The following is an 18,752-nucleotide window of genomic DNA, read 5'->3' as shown; positions in this document are numbered from 1 at the left end:
TATAAATATCGTTGCAGTATGCTGCCATGGCTCAGTAGGTAGAGCGTCGCCTTGGTAAGGCGGAGGTCGGCGGTTCAAGTCCGCTTGGCAGCTCTTTAGGGATTAGACTTAGGTCTAGTCCTTTTTGCTTTAAAAGGATATTGTTCTATGTTAAAATGAAGTACCAGTAATGTAAGGGGGAAAGGGAAATGAAAAGAGAATATTTCTTAAAACATAAAAATACTATTGTTTTTCCATGTACATTTGACGACGAAACAAATAGACTTGTAAACAGTGGAAAAATAGATGCAGTAGAACTTCTCCCTATAGGTGTGGGAAGGGTTGGAAATTCTATCAACAAAAAAATGTTTGCCCGTTGGCTGGAAGAACGGCAAATTCCGAACACACGGTATGGATTTAAGGAACTGTTGGAGCGGATAGGTGTTGACAATGCCAGTGAATTAATGCTGAAAAATCTCGGATTAAATATGACGGATCATTATTGGCTTTGTCCGGCTGAAAGAAATTTGAAATGGGAAGAAATCAATTTTTTTGAAAACGATTTTTCGGTTGAAATAGACACCGTTCTATTAAAACGAGATTATGTACAGGTTGGTGATACATTGGATTTGAATCCGGCATATACTACGTCTGGAAATCTGGCAAAGGCATGGATGATTGAGGATGGCAAAGCCATGCTTTACAAGCAGGGGTCACATAACTACATGCAAGAGCCATTCAATGAAGTATTTGCAAGTGAGATGCATAAGCTAAACAATTGTTCCAATTATGTGTCCTATAGGTTGAAAAACATAGATGATATTCCCTACTCTGTATGTGAAAATTTTGTGGATGTAAAAACGGAGTTTGTATCAGCAAGAAATATTCTAGAATCTGTGAAAAAGGATAATCAAATATCTTACTTACAACATTTTAAAAACATTTGTTTGGATCATGGGATAGAGAATGTGGCAGATGAAGTGGATTACATGATTGCTACGGACTATATTATTGGTAATAGTGATCGACATACAAATAATTTTGGGATAATTCGAAATGCAGTCACATTGGAGTGGATAAAACTGGCACCAATATTTGATAGTGGGAATAGCTTGTGGTTCGATTTGTCTACACCAAGAATTGATATCAAACAAGATATAAAGTGTAATTCCTTCTATCAGACACAAGATACTATGATAAAGCATATGGAGAGTATTCCGCCTAATATACGGACAGAAGAAATTCCATTTTTGCTTTATGATATTTTCAAACAATCAGCAGATATGAGCGAGGAAAGAATTCGAAAAATAGAGTCAGGTCTGACATATCGAGGGAGAAAGTATAAGAATATTGTAAATGAAAAGGATTAGACTTAGGTCTAGTCCTTTTATTCTTTTTTTGCTATAATGAATTATCACATTAAGGGAGGAACAGTTTATGAAGAGAATGAGGGTTCTGCTTCTGGCACTTCTGCTTTCGTTTTCATTTCCATTAGTTGCAGGAGCAACGGAGGGAAACGAAGAGGTACAGCAAGAAGAGGTACAAAATGAAGAGATTCAAAAAGAAGACCTGCAAGAGACAGACGTGCAGGAAGAGGAGATAAAGCAGGAAGAAGTACCAGAAGTACCAGAGGTACAAGATGAGATTATCATGGAAACAGCAGATGATGAGGGTGTTTGGAAGGAAGGCGAAAATGGACGCTGGTACTACTACTTAGATGGAAAGATGGTGAAAGGCCAGGAAATCCAATACCAAAACAATCTGTATTTATTAGCAGCAGATGGTTCTATGAAAACCGGATGGGTTGGAAACGGTGTGGACTGGAGCTTTTATCGGTTAGGCGGCGGACAAAAGGTTCGTAATAACTGGGTGGAAGACAGGGGCATTTGGTACTATATGGATGATAATTCCAAGATGGTATACCATAAGACCTTAACGATTGGTAATTCAGTTTATACTTTCAATGGAACTGGGGCTATGGTAAAAGGATGGCTTCAAGATGGAAGCAACTGGTACTTTTATACCAATAGTGGTGCTATGGTTCGGGATAATTGGGTGTTATCAAATGGACGCTGGTATTATATGCTGGAAAACGGCCTTATGTTTAATGGGTCTAAAATGGAGATTGGCGGAACGAACTACTATTTCAATAAAGGTGGAGATGCTGTTACCGGCTGGTATATGATTGATGGGCAGTGGTACTACTTTAATTCTGACAGTCATTTAGAAGGCGGCTGGATTCAAGTTGGCTCTGGTTTCTATTATTTAGATCCCGAAACAAATGTTATGGTAACAGGATGGAAATATTTGAATAACTCCTGGTATTACTTTCATAAAACATCAGGAAGAATGGTTGATGACTGGGCATGGGATGGAAGTAACTGGTATCTCATGGGCGGTGATGGACGTATGCTGGAAGGATGGCAGTCCAAGAATGGATATTGGTATTATCTATTTGGATATAAGGATCCGCGAGGCGGCCCAAGAGGGGCAATGGCACATTCCAGAGAAATTGACGGATATCGTTTAGATGCATCCGGACGATGGGTGACTGGTCCGTCTGAAGGAATGAGACAGGTTATTGAAGGATATTCAAGTCCTACGAACTATCTTTTGGCAGTAGACTGTAATACCCATCACGTAGGGGTGTTTGAGCGCTCAGGTGGTTCATGGACGAATATTGCATACTGGCTTTGTGGAGATGGCGCTCCGGGAACACCAACAATTAAAGGGGTTTACCATGTTGGAATCAAGGGACACCATTTTGTATCCCATGGTCTGTATTGTTATTGGTACACTCAGATTTTAGGTGATTATCTATTCCATTCTGTACCTTATTATCCGGGTGGCAATGCAGTTTATGATGATCGTCTGGGAGTAGGTGTATCAGCAGGATGTGTAAGATTGCCAATTGATCAGGCTAAGTGGATTTACGACACGATACCAAGCGGTACCACAATTGTAATTTATTAATACTGAAAGGAAGTTTGAAAGTGTAATGGAAGTTGTTTCAAGAAATTTTATTGAACATGAAATAGATAAAGATTTAGAAGAAGGTGTATACAGCGAGGTATGTACCAGATTTCCACCGGAACCCAATGGCTATCTCCATATTGGACATGCAAAATCTGTGCTCTTAAATTATGGACTGTCTAAGGATTATAAAGGAACTTTTCATCTTCGGTTTGATGACACCAATCCGGTAAAAGAAGATGTGGAATATGTGGAATCAATTATGGAAGATGTGAAATGGCTGGGAGTGGATTTTAAGGATCACCTTCACTTTGCTTCTGATTATTTTGATACAATGTATGAGTGTGCAATCCGACTGATTAACAAGGGGGTTGCATACGTGGATGATCTTTCAGCAGATGAAATAAGAGACTATAGAGGCACTTTAACAGAGCCAGGAAAGAATAGTCCTTATAGAGAAAGAAGCGTGGAAGAAAATCTCAGTCTTTTCCAGGAAATGAAAGATGGACTGGTAGAAGATGGAAAGAGAGTTCTGCGGGCAAAAATTAATATGGCATCTCCAAATCTGAACATGAGAGATCCGGTGCTGTATCGAGTGGCACATATTTCTCATCACAGAACAGGAAATCAGTGGTGTATTTATCCCATGTATGATTTTGCACATCCTATTGAGGATGCAATTGAGGGAATTACCCATTCAATCTGTACGTTGGAATTTGAAGATCACAGACCTCTTTATGACTGGGTTGTAAAGGAAACGGAATTTGATCCTCGTCCAAGACAGATTGAGTTTGCAAAGCTAAATTTGTCGGATGTGGTCATGGGAAAAAGATACATCAAAAAACTAGTGGATGAAAAGACAGTAGACGGATGGGATGACCCCAGACTGGTTACGCTTTCAGCTCTGAGAAGAAGAGGATATACAAAAGAAGCCATAGAAGAGTTCGTGAAAATGGTGGGAGTCTCAAAAAGTAACGGTATTGTAGATTATGCGATGCTGGAATATTGTATAAGAGAAGATTTGAAATTAAAGCGTTCTCGTATGATGGCAATTTTAGATCCGGTTAAGCTGGTTATTGAAAATTATCCTGAGGGAAAAACAGAGAAGCTTTCCATGCCAAATAACATGGAAAATGAAGGGCTGGGACAAAGGGAGTTAACCTTTAGCCGGGAACTCTATATTGAACGTGAGGACTTTATGGTGGTTCCGCCGAAAAAGTATTTCCGTTTGTATCCAGATAATGAGGTAAGGCTTATGGGTGCTTACTTTGTGAAATGCACAGGATATGATTTGGATGATGAAGGAAATGTTACTTGTGTGTATGGAACCTATGATCCAGAGACAAAAAGCGGTTCTGGATTTACAGGGCGAAAGGTAAAAGGAACGATTCACTGGGTTAATGCACTGGACGGGAAAAAGGTAGAGGTACGCCTCTATGAGAAGCTCATTCAGGATGATCGAACCTATGCAATCAATCCGGATTCGCTTAAAATAGTTCGGAATGCTTACGTGGAAAATAATTTTCAGGATGCTAAGCCTGGAGAAAGCTTCCAATTTGTAAGAAATGGCTTCTACTGTATTGATACAAAAGATTCAACAGAAGAGAACATGGTATTTAATCGGATTGTGTCTTTAAAGAGTACATTTCGTTTGCCGAAATAAGAAGTGAAAGAGGCTGTTGCAAAAAGTGCAACAGCCTCTTAATTATAAGGATTCCGATTCGTTGGATTCGTTGTTGTTTGAAAGTGTAACGTACTCACGGTCGTTTACATCCTTTAAGTCTTCATCTAAACGAAAGTCTAAGTCCTTGTAGTCATCGACGAACTCATCCTCGTCATCAGATGAAAAATAAGTTTTGATTACATATACTACCCCAGCAATAACGGTCATAATAACCAGTAATTTGAGACAAAATGATATGAATTTCTTCATGAACTTCTCCTTTCGAAATATTATTGTTACTATTGTAATATGAATCAAAAAATTATACAATACCTTGTGAGGAAAGTTTATAAAAAAATGATGGGAGAACAGTAAATGCAGCCAAAGGAGACACAAGTTAAGGCAAAAAAAGGATTGTTTAAGATTGTATTTAGCAGAATTGGCATTATTGCCCTGGCTATCATACTACAAATTGCAATTCTTTTTATTAGTGTACAATACTTGAGAGAATATCTGCCATACATATATGGGCTTTTAATATTAGTAGAAAGTATTGTAATCATACATCTCATAAATTCAGTTGGAAATCCAGCCTTTAAGATGACATGGATTTTGCTGATACTCATGTTTCCTGGTGTGGGAATGTTGTTTTATCTTTACGTTAAAATACAGCCAGGGAGTCATATTTTAAAGGGCAAGCTTGCGGCTCAACACATAGAAACAGAGCCCTACCGTCAACAAAATCCTAGCGTGCTTGCGGCTATTAAAACAAGTAAATCGGCAAATTCATTATTGGCTCATTATCTTCATAGACAATTGGGATTTCCTACTTATCAAAATACAGACGTAAAATATTTTGCATTGGGTGAGGAAAAATTTGAGGAGATGCTCATCCAGCTTAAGCAGGCACGAAAATTTATCTTTCTCGAATATTTCATTGTAAAAGAAGGATATATGTGGAATTCTATTCTGGATATTTTGGTAGATAAGGTAAAAAAAGGAGTAGAGGTTCGTTTTATGTATGATGGACTGGGTTCTCTCACGACATTGCCTTGGGATTACCACAAACAGATGGAGCGTCTTGGAATCAAATGTAAAGTCATGGGAAGTCTAAAGCCGTTTTTGTCAACCATACAAAATAATCGAGATCACAGAAAGATATTGGTGATAGATGGCAGGGTGGCCTTTACTGGAGGAATTAATTTATCTGATGAATACATCAATCGAGTAAAGCGCTTTGGACACTGGAAAGATACGGCGATTATGTTAGAAGGTGATGGGGTTCAAAGTTTTACAATGATGTTCTTGGAAATGTGGAACGCGGAAAGTAAAGAAACAGAGAACTATCGTAAATATCTGACGCGACAAAGCAGTGGGTTCCAGAGAGGCTTAGGATACGTAATTCCTTATGCTGACAGTCCTTTTGATAATGAGAATGTAGGGGAAGAAGTTTATTTTCATATGCTGAATCATGCAAAGAAGTATGTTCACATTATGACACCTTATCTGATTTTAGATAATGAAATGATTACAACTCTTACAAGAGCAGCAAAGAGCGGTATAGAAGTCGTTATTATAATGCCCCATATACCGGATAAATGGTACGCCTATGCTGTGGCGAAAACGTATTACAAAGAGCTGATTATGGCCGGAGTACAAATTTACGAATACAATCCTGGATTTATTCATGCAAAAGTATTTGTGTCAGATGATGATACAGCAGCAGTAGGAACGATTAACTTGGATTATCGCAGCTTGTATCTCCATTTTGAGTGTGGTGCATTTATCTATAACAATATGGAAGTGCACAGAATAGAAATGGACTTTCAAAACACTCTGAAACGCTGTCATAAGGTAAGTATGATGGAAGTTGAAAAGCGCAGCTGGTACTATATTTTGATGGGAAAGGCACTTCGGCTATTTGCGCCACTTATGTAATTATCAATTTACAGAGGGAAGAAAGTGTTGTATAATGAGGCTTGCGGTTTAATGTTAGTTTACACTAGGAGGAATAAAAATGGTAAAAGCAGTAGTAGGTGCGAATTGGGGTGACGAAGGTAAGGGTAAGATCACGGACATGCTGGCACCAAAAGCGGATATAGTAGTTAGATTTCAAGGTGGTGCAAATGCAGGCCATACAATTATCAATGATCATGGACGGTTTGCTCTCCATACACTTCCCTCCGGCGTTTGCTGCGATAACGTAACCAATGTAATTGGGAACGGTGTAGCGCTTGATATACCGGAATTATTTAAGGAAGTACAGGAAATTGTTGAAAAGGGTGTGAAGATGCCGAATCTATTGGTATCGGATCGTGCGCAGATTGTAATGAGCTATCATAAGAAGTTGGATGCCTATGAAGAAGAACGATTAGGCAAGAACTCTTTTGGTTCCACGAAATCCGGTATTGCTCCTTTTTATTCCGATAAGTTTGCAAAAATAGGATTTCAGGTAAGTGAACTTTTTGACGAAGAAATCTTAAAAGATAAAGTGAAAAGGGTTGTGGAACAAAAGAATGTTTTATTTGAACATCTTTACCATAAGCCTCTTTTGACTGAGGATGAACTTATGTCAGAACTTGCCGAATATAGAAAAATGGTAGAGCCTTTTGTGTGTGATACCTCATTGTATTTAAATAATGCGATTAAAGAAAACAAAGAAATTTTACTGGAAGGTCAGTTAGGTTCCTTAAAGGATCCTGATCATGGAATTTATCCAATGGTTACCTCTTCCTCTACTTTAGCAGGATATGGAAGTATTGGCGCAGGAATTCCTCCCTATGAAATTAAAGAAATTATTACGGTTTGTAAGGCGTATTCTTCAGCTGTTGGTGCCGGCGCTTTCGTGAGTGAGATATTTGGTGAAGAGGCAGATGAACTACGTAAGCGAGGAGGAGACAAAGGGGAATTTGGAGCCACAACGGGCAGACCCAGAAGAATGGGCTGGTTTGACTGTGTTGCATCGAAGTACGGTTGCCGAATTCAGGGAACCACTTCTGTGGCTTTCACTGTTTTGGATGTATTAGGTTATTTGGATGAGTTAGAAGTTTGTGTTGGGTATGAGATTGACGGAGAAGTGACAACTGAGTTCCCAACCACTGCAAGATTGGAAAAGGCAAAACCTGTATATAAGACTTTGCCAGGCTGGAAGAGTGATATCCGAGGAATTACAGAGTATGAAAAGTTACCGGAGAACTGTAGAAAATATATTGAATTTGTAGAAGAGCAAATTGGTTATCCAATTAAAATGGTATCCAATGGACCAGGAAGAAAAGAAATAATCTTTAGAAATATTTAGAATTTCTTAATGTTTCATAATCATAACTTTAGAAAATCGCCACAATGCTGACATATTTATTTTGTATTATAAATATAGTTAATGGCATAAGGGGAGAAATGATATGAACAGACAAGAAGTTTTTAAGGGTGAATCGATATCGATTGAAGAGTATTTGGAGAAAATACAGGAGATGATTCGATATCCACGAAGAGAAAAGATAAAGGTTATACAGAACGAAGAAAAAAGACTCATCAATTAGGTGGGTCTTTTTTCACAAGTTTGTAAACCAAGGTAATGGCATACAAAAGAACAGGAAGTAGGATGGTTGTTGCTATGGAGGCTTTTAATAGCCCCTGGCTTTTGGAATGATCAATAAATGCAAACAGGAGTGTGCTTCCGTACATAAGTGCCAATGAGGCAGCTCCAACAAGTGCTAAAATGCGTTTTAATTTTTTCATAGATAATCCTTTCTTTACAGATTCTTTTGAACCATGTATAGTATCTAGTATAATACAAAAGATAGGAGTTTTACAAATGGCAAAATCATTATATGATCAATGGCAAGCAATTGCATACAACGAAGAGGAAGAAAGAGGAAAGTTAGAGAAGTTTTGGGAAAATTATTTTGAAAGTGAAACGGCAGTTTACGAAAAATTATTAAGCAACCCAAATGAAAAGCTGGAAGGAAGCTTAAAAGACATTGCGGAGAAGGTTGGCCTGGATGTTCTTACGATGGTAGGTTTCTTGGATGGAATTAACGACAGTTTGATTACACCCAATGATTTAGACACAGTAACAGAGGATACAATCGTTAACTTAATATTTGATGAAGCAACTCTTTATAAAAATATGGTGGATGCGAAGGCAGAATGGCTCTATGAGCTGCCAGAGTGGGATGATATTTTTACGGAAGAAGAGCAAAAAGCGCTTTATAAGGAACAGAAAGAATCTGGAACAATTCGCAAAGATAAAAAGATAGGCAGAAATGATCCCTGTCCTTGTGGATCTGGGAAGAAATACAAGAAATGCTGCGGTAAATAGCATTTGTTTCTTTTGGGGAGGAGATAGATGGAGAGGAGAAAAAAGAGCAGGTATTCAATCATTGGACGATTGGTAATTATAATGACAGCAATCACCTTGGTACAAGGTGTACTTTGCTGTCTTGCAATTCTATTAAATGGTGGGTTTGGCAATCTGGAAAAGAATGCCGCCAACCATTTTATTAATATGATAGATAATCGTCGGAATCAATTGGATAGTCGAAGCTTAATCATTCGAAATACGTTGGAAGAAAAGCATGTTAAAATGCAAAGTGTTTTAGAAGAATCGGCGGATGATATTTCGGCAAAAGAGTTCTTGACCCGAGTGGCTCCTGAAGTGGAGTCGCTTTTAAACACGCAAGAGTTTAATGATGCATTTATCATACTGACCCAAAAAGAAAATGAGAGTCACAAGGGGCTTTTATTTTCCAGTGACAAGATGACAACAACGCTAAGAGTAGGGGAAGCAGATATTCTAAGGAATTCAAATGCGGTGGCTCATGAAAACTGGAGTGAAGTGTTTGGCCCAGTGACAGGAGAAAACTTTTTTTCTTCCATTGAGAAATTGGTGGAAGAAAGTGAAAAATATTTGTATTTAAAAGAATCCGCATTGGGAAGCTGGTTGGGCAGCTTTGCATGGGATGAAGGAGAAAAAGAGCGTATGGCATACGTGATTCCATTGCGAAAGGATGGGGTTACGTATGGATGTGTGGGTGTCGGAATCAGCAAAGAGCAAATCGCCAGTTATATGCCGGCTAAAGAATTGGATTCGGCTATGACGGGTTCCTATATTTTGGCAAGGAGAGTGGATGAGAATACATACACGCCTCTTGTTGTAACAGGGCTTCTCAGCGATCAAAATCTGGAAGAGCATTTAGTTGTATCGGATGAAAAGAGCTCTTTTGGATTAAACAAAGTGGAAGGGCTGGGCAATACCTACGGAGACGTAAAGGTGCTGGGCTCTGCTTATGGCAGTGAATTTCATCAAGAAAAAGCTGAGTTTGTTTTAATGGGTACCGATAATAGTGAAGCGCTTTTAAAGGGACCGGATCAGTTAAAGGCAAATGTTGGTATGGCCTTTTTTGCATCCATTCTAATTGCAATCGTTAGTTCGGTGCTGGCCAGTATCCAGTTTGCAAAGCCGATTGTTAAGATGTCGAATGTAATCAGCAAACAAAATGTAGATGATCATTTTGAAATAGAAGATTCCAATATGATGGAAATCGATGATTTGGGTCATGCGATTAGTCGGCTGAATAAAAAGGTAAAGGAAAATGGGGAGAAAGTTTCACAAATTATTGAGCTTGTAGATTTGCCCTTTGGTGTTGTTGAATTTGATAAGGAGCAAGATATTGTTTTTAGTACGAGACAAGTAGTTGACTTACTGGAAATGGACAAAAGAAAGCTTTTAAAAGGGAAGCTTTCAAGAGAGTACTTCGAAGAGTATATTCATGATACTGGTTTAGAAAAATATCTTTTAACCGAGGATGAGTTTGACTTCGAGATAAACAGAGAAAAAGAAAAATGGCTGCATTTTAACTTAAAACGAGATGAACAGAAAACTCTGATTGCTTTAATGGATGTAACGAAGGAGAGACGAGAAAGAAATTACGATCCTTTGACTCATTTGCTAAATCGAGGGGTATTTAGTAAAAAGGCAAAGCAGCTTTTACAAGAACCGAATAGGTCGTTGTCCGCAGTAGTAATATGGGATATGGATAACTTGAAGTATGTGAATGATACCTATGGCCATGATTGTGGAGATCAATATATAAAGAGAGCGTCAGAGGTTTTAAGACGTTTTGTAGAAGCGAATAGTGATGATGGAATCCTGGGGCGAATATCAGGAGATGAGTTTATTGCGATTATTCCTTATTGCAATTCGAAAAATGAAACTCTGGATGAATTATGGGAGCTGCAAAATGAATTTGCTCATACAAAAATGGTGATGCCCGATGGTGAGGAGGTCTCGGTACGAGCAACAGGAGGTGTCTCCTGGTATCCAGAGGATAGCTTGGACTATGACGAATTGATTCGATTCTCTGATTTTGCAATGTATGAAGCGAAGAAAAGCTACAAAGGAGTCCTGAAGGAATTTAATATGGAATCCTACCAGAAGAATGGACTTCTGCTTCAGGGAAAAGAAAAGCTTAACAAATTGATTGAGGGTAGAAAAATACGTTATGCCTTTCAGCCGATTGTGGATATTAAAGTGGGTGAAATATTTGCCTATGAAGCGTTGATGCGTCCTCAGATTGATGGATTAAGCTCACCAGATGATGTTATGCGCTTGGCGACGGATCAATTTCGTCTACCAGACATTGAAAAGCTTACCTTTTTATGCAGCATTGAGAGTTATGATAAAAATAGAGAGGCTTTCAAGAATAAGAAGTTATTTTTGAATTCAATACCGAATCAATTATTAGATATCAATTGGCTGCAGGAGCTTTTTGATACACACAGTATCCACTCAGAGGATGTGGTAGTTGAAATAATTGAGAGCGAACAAGCCGACAAAAATACACTGAAGACGAAGATTGATTATTTCAAAAGCATCCATTCCCATATTGCCATTGATGATTTTGGCTCGGGTTATAATTCGGAATCAGCATTACTCAGTATACAGCCAGACTACGTTAAGATTGATATGGCAATTGTGCAGGGAATACACAATGATTATAATCGCCAAAGCTTGATTCGAAATATGGTGGAATATGCGAAAGGACGAAATATTAAGATTATTGCAGAAGGGGTAGAAGAAAAGGAAGAGCTGGAAGTTTTAATCGAAATGGGAATTGATTATGTGCAAGGCTATTTCTTAGGGAAACCATCTTTTGAAATTTGTGATATACCTTTCGAGAAAAAGGAAATCATCCATCAAATGAATCAAAATAAGGGTAAGAAGATTTGAGAAAAGAGCTCTTGCCTGAACAAAATAAGCGTGCTATAATACCCTAGATGGAAAGCGTTGAAGAGAAGAGTAGATTAAGGAAAAGATGCAGAGAGAGAAGCCATGGCTGGAAGCTTCTTCGTTTAGACTTAATTGAAAACCACCTCTGAGCGGCCTTAATAGGGTTCGGTGACACCGTTATCGTCAAAATGAAGTGGTTCCGGATAAGTCCGGTACAACGAGGGTGGAACCGCGAGTCAATTATGAACTCGTCCCTTGCAGTATTTTTTATATTGCAAGGGTTTTTTTATATCTATATTTAAAATGGAGGAAATAGCAGTGGATAATCATATTTACGAGCATAAGGTACAATACTATGAAACGGATCAAATGGGTGTGGTACATCACTCCAACTACATTCGATGGTTTGAAGAAGCAAGAACAGACTATATGGAGAAGCTTGGTCTTGGATATGAGACAATGGAAGACGAAGGGATTATGAGCCCGGTTTTAAGCGTAGATGCAAAGTATTTAAGAATGGTTGGATTTGGAGATACCGTCTATGTGAAGGCGAGAATTAAGGAGTATAATGGCATTAAATTGACGGTCTCATATGAGATTATCAGTGATCGAACAAACCAGGTTCATTGTAAAGGAGAGACAAAGCACTGTTTTATCACAACGAAGGGGAAACCTTTGTCTTTAAAAACTGCAAGCTCACAATTTCATGAAATGTTTTTAAAAGGACTGCAAAAGGATAAGGAGGAAAACGAATGAATACAGTAAAAAAATGTTTTTTGTTTTTTGTAGGAATGGTCACAGCTCTTTTACTGACTATTTTTATATCCACGTTTGTTCCAACAGGTAATGCTTATGCCTTTGAGCAGAAGCTGGATGTTTATCTGGGTGCACAGCCAGGAAGCCTATATCGATTCTTAAGCGCTCATGAGAACGACGGTTACTTACTGGGTACGCCTTATCGAAGCATTTTTGCGGCAGGAAGTAATCAATATAATGTAATGTCACCGAACGGCGATCCTTACAATGGTTCACCGAGCTTAAGCTGTACTGGATTAGTTGCTTACTCAATGAGAGCAGCAGGTGCAGATATCGAACCAATCGGTCAAGTGGCAAACCGCCATGGTGGTATAGCAAATGGATTTAACTGGGAGGATTTTTGTCTTGCTGCTCCTATTGAAAAATATAGTTTTGCAACGAAAAATGAGATGATGTCTTCTGGAGTCCTTGAAAAGGGTGACATCATATATATGAAAAGCAAGACTGCCGGTGCAGATATGCACACAGGTTTTTTCTGGGGGGAGAATCCCTATGATGAGAAATTTTTCCATAGTCATCCTACCTTCGGCGGCGTAGCAATTACTCATATCAATGATGCATGGGCATATACCTACTATGTATTTAAGAATTCTTATATCGGTGATCAGTCTCGTTGGGAAAAATGGGGAGATTCATGGGTTTATTTTAAATCTGATGGACAAATGAAAATATCTGGTTGGGAATTTATAAATGGTAAGTGGTACTATTTCGACGCTGCAGAAAGTAATGGACAGACAATTGGCGTTATGTACAATGGATCTAAACGTACGATAGATGGCGTTCCCTACCGTTTTCGTTCTGGTGGAGACATGCTCGTAGGCTGGGTCAAAGAGAATAACAAATGGATTTATTTTGGCCAAAATGGTAAGCAATGTAAGAACCAGTGGGTATTTTATAATAGTGAGTGGTATTATTTGAAAGCCGATGGTTCGATGGCCGATAACGAATGGATTAGTGACGATACCGGCACGTATCTTCTGTTAAACGGTGGACGTATGGCCAGAGGCTGGGTGGAAATTGAGACAAATACATGGGTTTATTTTGGAGGCTCGGGATGCCAACTGGGGAGCCAGTGGATATTCTATCAGAACCAATGGTATTATCTGAAATCAGACGGTATTATGGCGTCGGATGAGTTTCTGCAATTAGACACAGAATATTACATAACCAAATCGGGCGCTATGCACACGGGATGGCTGAACATAGGAAAAGGGAACTGGAAGCACTATCGTGGTGATGGCAGACTCTCAAAAAAATGTTGGGTTGGTAATTATTACTTAAAGAAAGATGGCACAATGGCTCGTGACGAATGGATAGGGCAATGGTATGTAGATGATACCGGTGAGTGGATTGAATAGCTTTTTACATGACTCAAACGAACAAGGAGGAAGAATAGATGAAAATTAAATTAAAAGATGGTTCTGTAAAAGAATATAGTGAAGCGATGTCTGTATTTGAAATCGCGAAGGATATTAGTGAGGGATTAGCAAGAATGGCAACCTCTGCAAAGGTAGATGGAGAACTTGTTGATTTACGTATGGTAATCCATCAGGATGTGGAGCTTGAAATATTAACCTTTGATTCAAAGGATGGAGCCCATGCCTTTCACCATACCTCAGCCCATATAATGGCTCAGGCAGTTAAGCGCTTGTTTCCAGAGACAAAGCTTGCAATTGGACCTGCTATAGAAAATGGATTTTATTACGATTTTGACAGAGAAATTCCATTCGTGGAAGAAGATTTAGAAAAAATCGAAAAAGAAATGAAAAAGATTGTAAAAGAAAATCTGGCCATCGAAAGATTTACAAAACCAAGAGAAGAGGCTATTGCTCTGCTTCGTGAAATGGACGAACCTTATAAGGTGGAATTAGTGGAAGATTTGCCAGAGGGAGAAGAAATCAGCTTCTACCAGCAAGGAGATTTTACAGACCTTTGTGCCGGACCGCATCTAATGTCTACGAAGGCAGTGAAAGCATTTAAACTCACATCTCTTGCAGGTGCTTACTGGAGAGGAAATGAGAAAAACAAGATGCTGACAAGAATCTACGGAACATCATTTCCAAAGAAGGCAGATTTAGAAGCCTATCTTGAGAGATTAGAAGAAGCAAAAAAGAGAGACCATAGAAAGCTTGGGAAAGAATTGGATTTATTTATGATGACGGATGAAGGTCCGGGATTCCCGTTTTTCTTGCCGAATGGAATGGTTTTGAAAAATACGTTGATTGATTACTGGAGAGAATTGCACAGAGAAAATGGTTATGTTGAAATCAGCACACCAATCATCTTAAACAAAGAACTATGGTTGACTTCAGGACACTGGGATCATTATAAAGATAATATGTACACAACAGTGATTGATGAGGAAGATTACGCAGTGAAGCCAATGAATTGCCCAGGTGCAATGTTGGTTTACAAGCATGAACCACATTCCTACAGAGATTTGCCACTTCGTGCAGGTGAGTTGGGATTGGTGCATAGACATGAGAAATCAGGAGCACTCCATGGTCTGTTTAGAGTTCGCTGCTTTACTCAGGATGATGCTCATATCTATATGACGAAAGAGCAGATAAAAGATGAGATAAAAGGAGTCACCAGACTGATTGATGAGGTCTATAGCCTCTTCGGATTCAAATATCATGTAGAGCTTTCGACAAGACCGGAAGACAGCATGGGAAGTGATGAAGACTGGGCAATTGCAACCAATGGGCTTCAGGGTGCATTGGACGAAATGGAAATGGATTATGTCATTAACGAAGGAGATGGAGCCTTCTACGGACCGAAAATTGATTTCCATCTTGAAGACTCATTAGGAAGAACGTGGCAGTGTGGTACGATTCAATTAGATATGCAAATGCCTCAAAGATTTGATTTGGAGTATACAGGAGCAGATGGCGAGAAACATAGACCGATTATGATTCATCGCGTTGCTTTTGGTTCGATTGAGAGATTTATTGGAATTTTAATAGAGCATTTTGCAGGAGCATTCCCAACTTGGCTTGCGCCAGTTCAGGTGAAGGTTCTTCCAATTTCCGATAAACATATGGAATATGGAAACAAGGTTCTGGAGGCTTTAAGAAAAGCAGGAATTCGTGGTGAAATTGACGTGAGAGCAGAGAAAATCGGTTACAAGATTCGGGAAGCTCAGATGAAAAAAGTTCCTTATATGTTAGTGGTAGGTGCAAAAGAAGAGGAAGAAGAGCTGGTAGCTGTCAGAAGCCGATTTGGTGGAGATTTAGGACAGAAGAAGCTGGATGAATTTATAAAAGAAGTGAAAGACGAGATTGACTCAAAAGAAATAAAGTAAGAGGAGATAAAAGATACTATGCCGATTCGAGTACAAAATGAACTGCCAGTGAAAGAAATACTGGAACACGAAAATATATTTGTAATGGATGAACACAGGGCGACCCATCAGGACATTCGACCCATTAAGATTGGTGTATTAAATTTGATGCCTTTAAAAGAAGATACGGAGTTACAGCTTCTTCGCTGTTTGTCCAATACACCACTGCAAGTCGATGTGCATTTTTTGGCAGTATCTTCTCATGAATCAAAAAATACACCGACCAGCCATCTGAATAAATTTTATCAGACCTTTGATGAGTTAAAGGATGATAAGCTGGATGGATTAATTATTACCGGCGCACCAGTGGAGACACTTCCCTTTGAAGAGGTGGATTATTGGGAAGAATTAAAGAAGATTATGGAGTGGACGAAGACGAATGTTACTTCAACTCTGCATATTTGCTGGGGAGCTCAGGCCGCACTTTATTACCACTATGGCATTGACAAAGAGCCTTTAGAGGAAAAAATGTTTGGGGTTTTTGAGCATAAGGTAATGAATCGGAAAGTGCCTTTGGTACGTGGTTTTGATGATATTTTTTATGCTCCCCATTCCAGACATACTACAGTGAGCCGGGACAAAATAGAGGCTTGTGAGGATCTGACAATTCTGGCAGACTCACCTCAGGCAGGAGTATATCTTTTGATGGCGAAGGAAGGGAAGCAGATCTTTGTAATGGGTCACTCTGAATATGACCGTATTACTCTTGACCGAGAGTACAGAAGAGATAAAGAAAAAGGAATGGAAATAAAGATACCTTTTAACTATTATCCGGATGATAATGATGAAAATCGTCCGAATTTAAGCTGGAGAAGCCACTCCAATGCATTGTTTAGTAATTACTTGAATTATTACGTATATCAGGTGACGCCGTATGATTTGATGGGAGCACCGGATTTTAAATTTGCACAAATCAAAGAGTGATATTTTGTAGAAAAGACACAAAATGAACATTTCAAATTGACAAACGAAAGCATGTTTGATAAGGTTGTCCTAACAGAAGATTTATGGATTGTTACGGAAACGGCAAAACCATCTAGAGCATTAATCTCATTAATGTTTTTAGGTGGTTTTTTTCGATAAGGAGGAGAGGAAGATGGAAATATTAAAAATAATTAATAATAACATTATCAGCTCCTTAGACCATAAAAACAGAGAAATTATCGTAATGGGACGAGGCATTGGATTCGGGAAAAAAGTTGGAATGAGGATAGAAGAGGATAAGATTGAAAAGATCTTCCGTATGGAGGGAAAAGGAGAAGCGCAACGGTTCGAGGATTTATTAAGTGAAATTCCATTGGAGATTTTTGAGCTGGTTACAGAGATTGTTAAAAATGCAAAGACTTATATCAAAGATAAAATCCAGGAGAGTATTTACCTTACCCTAACCGATCATATCAATTTTGCCAGAGAGAGACAAAGGGAGAATATTCAATTCCATAACCCGTTGCTTTACGATATTAAGAGACTTTACAAAAAGGAGTATCGTGTCGGGGAGGAGGCGGTTCTCTTGATTAATGAAAGACTAGGGACAGATATGCCCAAGGATGAAGCGGCGTCCATTGCATTGCATTTCATCAATGCAAGACTGGGGAATGATTTACCAGAAACAATCAATATTGCAAAGCTGATTCAAAGCACATTAAAAATCATTCAGTATTTCTTTGGAATTGAATTAGAAGAGGATTCTCCAGAGGCAGAGCATTTCCTGACATACATAAAATATTTTGCGCAAAGAGTTATTGGCGGCGAGATGACACAGGCACAGGACGAAGTAATCGAGCAAGTGGTTACAGAAAGGTATCATAAATCTTATCTATGTGTAAAACGAATTGCTGATTTTATAAAAAAAGAATATGAAATAGAGGTCAGCTCCAGTGAAATCCTGGATTTGACAATACAAATTGAAAGGATAACAAAAGGATGATATTGTTTTTCGATATAGATGGGACATTACTGGGAGGTGATGGGAAATTGTCACCTAAAACCATAGAAGCGTTGAATAAGGCCAAAGGAAAGGGTCATGAACTAATCATTGCTTCTGGGCGTTCGAAAGGAAGCCTGCCAAAAGAGCTGAGTAAAATAGCATGGGATGGATTTGTTTTAGGCAGCGGAATCTATGGAGAGTATAGAAACAAAGTGATTTTAAAAGAAGAAATGGATAGAGATGTGGTACACAGACTTCTTGATTTCATATCCATGAATAATGAAATAGCAGCGGTACTGGAAAACAACGAAGGCTCTTATTTGACGGCGAGTGGTCATGAAAAAGTAAGAAATAAGATTTTGAGAGATGGGTATTTTCCTGCGGAGCAAGTCGCTGAAATTATGGAAGAATTTATCCAAGTTAAAGATTTGAAGGAGATTGATACAATCAACAAAATTATGTATTTTAGTCAAGGAGACTATCACAAAGAAATGATTGAGAATTTCCAGACGGAATTTGACTTTCTTCCAAATAGTGTTGTACAAGGAAGAGATTATGAAGATGGAGAAATACAAAAAAAGGGTGTTACAAAAGCGAAAGCCATGGAGAGAATTATAAAACATTGTAGATATGAAAAAAAGAACGTAGTTGCCTTTGGTGATGGATACAATGATATGGAAATGATTCAAAGTGCAGGCATTGGAGTGGCTATGGGCAATGGAATAGATGCACTAAAAAAAGTGGCAGATTATGTGACAGATACACAGGAAGCAGATGGGGTGTATAAAGCAATGAATCTATTAAAATTAATATAGAGAAA

16 protein-coding genes, 1 tRNA gene and 1 other annotated feature are annotated in these 18,752 nt (G+C 38.6%); of the genes, 15 read left to right on the top strand and 2 right to left on the bottom strand.

Annotated elements, in window-relative coordinates:
• Positions 1-20: 20 nt before the first annotated feature.
• The 4 genes from NHH15_RS02175 to NHH15_RS02160 all read left to right on the top strand — a co-directional run bounded on the left by NHH15_RS02175 (position 21) and on the right by NHH15_RS02160 (position 4,615).
• Positions 21-93 (top strand) — tRNA-Thr (locus NHH15_RS02175).
• A gap of 95 nt (positions 94-188) precedes the next feature.
• Complete coding sequence (locus NHH15_RS02170) at positions 189-1,349, top strand: HipA domain-containing protein (protein ID WP_262065000.1); 1,161 nt, start codon at positions 189-191, stop codon at positions 1,347-1,349.
• 67 nt (positions 1,350-1,416) lie between these two features.
• Entirely contained in the window at positions 1,417-2,952 is a 1,536-nt protein-coding gene (locus NHH15_RS02165; RefSeq protein WP_262064999.1) for a L,D-transpeptidase family protein, read from the top strand.
• A gap of 25 nt (positions 2,953-2,977) precedes the next feature.
• Complete coding sequence (locus NHH15_RS02160; RefSeq protein ID WP_262064998.1) at positions 2,978-4,615, top strand: glutamine--tRNA ligase/YqeY domain fusion protein; 1,638 nt, start codon at positions 2,978-2,980, stop codon at positions 4,613-4,615.
• A 42-nt stretch (positions 4,616-4,657) separates the two neighbouring features.
• On the opposite strand, the gene NHH15_RS02155 is transcribed toward NHH15_RS02160, so the two are convergent.
• The gene (locus tag NHH15_RS02155; protein ID WP_262064997.1) at positions 4,658-4,885 is read right to left on the bottom strand and encodes a hypothetical protein; all 228 of its coding nucleotides are present in this window, start codon (positions 4,883-4,885) and stop codon (positions 4,658-4,660) included.
• Positions 4,886-4,990: 105 nt separating this feature from the next.
• Between NHH15_RS02155 and cls the strand changes: the two genes are divergently transcribed.
• From cls to NHH15_RS02140, 3 genes are all read left to right on the top strand, one after another.
• Positions 4,991-6,553 (top strand): cardiolipin synthase, encoded by a 1,563-nt coding sequence (gene cls / locus NHH15_RS02150; protein ID WP_262064996.1) that lies wholly within the window; start codon positions 4,991-4,993, stop codon positions 6,551-6,553.
• Positions 6,554-6,632: 79 nt separating this feature from the next.
• Positions 6,633-7,913 (top strand): adenylosuccinate synthase, encoded by a 1,281-nt coding sequence (locus NHH15_RS02145; protein ID WP_262064995.1) that lies wholly within the window; start codon positions 6,633-6,635, stop codon positions 7,911-7,913.
• 103 nt (positions 7,914-8,016) lie between these two features.
• Positions 8,017-8,154 (top strand): hypothetical protein, encoded by a 138-nt coding sequence (locus NHH15_RS02140; protein ID WP_262064994.1) that lies wholly within the window; start codon positions 8,017-8,019, stop codon positions 8,152-8,154.
• Here NHH15_RS02140 and NHH15_RS02135 read toward each other — a convergent pair.
• Complete coding sequence (locus NHH15_RS02135; RefSeq protein ID WP_262064993.1) at positions 8,147-8,353, bottom strand: hypothetical protein; 207 nt, start codon at positions 8,351-8,353, stop codon at positions 8,147-8,149. The genes NHH15_RS02140 and NHH15_RS02135 overlap by 8 nt on opposite strands.
• A 76-nt stretch (positions 8,354-8,429) precedes the next feature.
• Between NHH15_RS02135 and NHH15_RS02130 the strand changes: the two genes are divergently transcribed.
• The 8 genes from NHH15_RS02130 (at position 8,430) to NHH15_RS02095 (ending at position 18,747) form a co-directional block, all read left to right on the top strand.
• Positions 8,430-8,936 (top strand): SEC-C metal-binding domain-containing protein, encoded by a 507-nt coding sequence (locus NHH15_RS02130; RefSeq protein WP_262064992.1) that lies wholly within the window; start codon positions 8,430-8,432, stop codon positions 8,934-8,936.
• Between the two features lie 27 nt (positions 8,937-8,963).
• The gene (locus NHH15_RS02125) at positions 8,964-11,846 is read left to right on the top strand and encodes an EAL domain-containing protein (RefSeq protein WP_262064991.1); all 2,883 of its coding nucleotides are present in this window, start codon (positions 8,964-8,966) and stop codon (positions 11,844-11,846) included.
• A 48-nt stretch (positions 11,847-11,894) separates the two neighbouring features.
• Positions 11,895-12,105, top strand: a binding site (T-box leader).
• Positions 12,106-12,164: 59 nt separating this feature from the next.
• Positions 12,165-12,602 (top strand): acyl-CoA thioesterase, encoded by a 438-nt coding sequence (locus tag NHH15_RS02120; protein WP_262064990.1) that lies wholly within the window; start codon positions 12,165-12,167, stop codon positions 12,600-12,602.
• Positions 12,599-14,020: a PspC-like choline-binding domain-containing protein gene (locus NHH15_RS02115; RefSeq protein WP_262064989.1), complete on the top strand. Its 1,422-nt coding sequence runs from the start codon at positions 12,599-12,601 to the stop codon at positions 14,018-14,020. The genes NHH15_RS02120 and NHH15_RS02115 overlap by 4 nt, the downstream gene beginning before the upstream one ends.
• 38 nt (positions 14,021-14,058) lie before the next feature.
• A complete protein-coding gene (gene thrS / locus NHH15_RS02110) occupies positions 14,059-15,966 on the top strand; it encodes a threonine--tRNA ligase (RefSeq protein WP_262064988.1) in 1,908 nt (635 codons plus the stop codon).
• Positions 15,967-15,984: 18 nt separating this feature from the next.
• Entirely contained in the window at positions 15,985-16,929 is a 945-nt protein-coding gene (gene metA, locus NHH15_RS02105; RefSeq protein ID WP_262064987.1) for a homoserine O-acetyltransferase MetA, read from the top strand.
• A gap of 172 nt (positions 16,930-17,101) precedes the next feature.
• The gene (gene licT / locus NHH15_RS02100; protein WP_262064986.1) at positions 17,102-17,932 is read left to right on the top strand and encodes a BglG family transcription antiterminator LicT; all 831 of its coding nucleotides are present in this window, start codon (positions 17,102-17,104) and stop codon (positions 17,930-17,932) included.
• Positions 17,929-18,747 carry an HAD family hydrolase gene (locus tag NHH15_RS02095; RefSeq protein ID WP_262064985.1) on the top strand — a complete coding sequence of 273 codons (819 nt, stop codon included), beginning with the start codon at positions 17,929-17,931 and terminating at the stop codon, positions 18,745-18,747. The genes licT and NHH15_RS02095 overlap by 4 nt, the downstream gene beginning before the upstream one ends.
• The last annotated feature ends 5 nt before the right edge of the window (positions 18,748-18,752 follow it).

The organism is Aequitasia blattaphilus (assembly GCF_024721305.1).
GTDB classification, from domain to species: Bacteria; Bacillota; Clostridia; order Lachnospirales; family Lachnospiraceae; genus Aequitasia; species Aequitasia blattaphila.
This window is presented reverse-complemented; position numbering and strand designations above follow the sequence as displayed.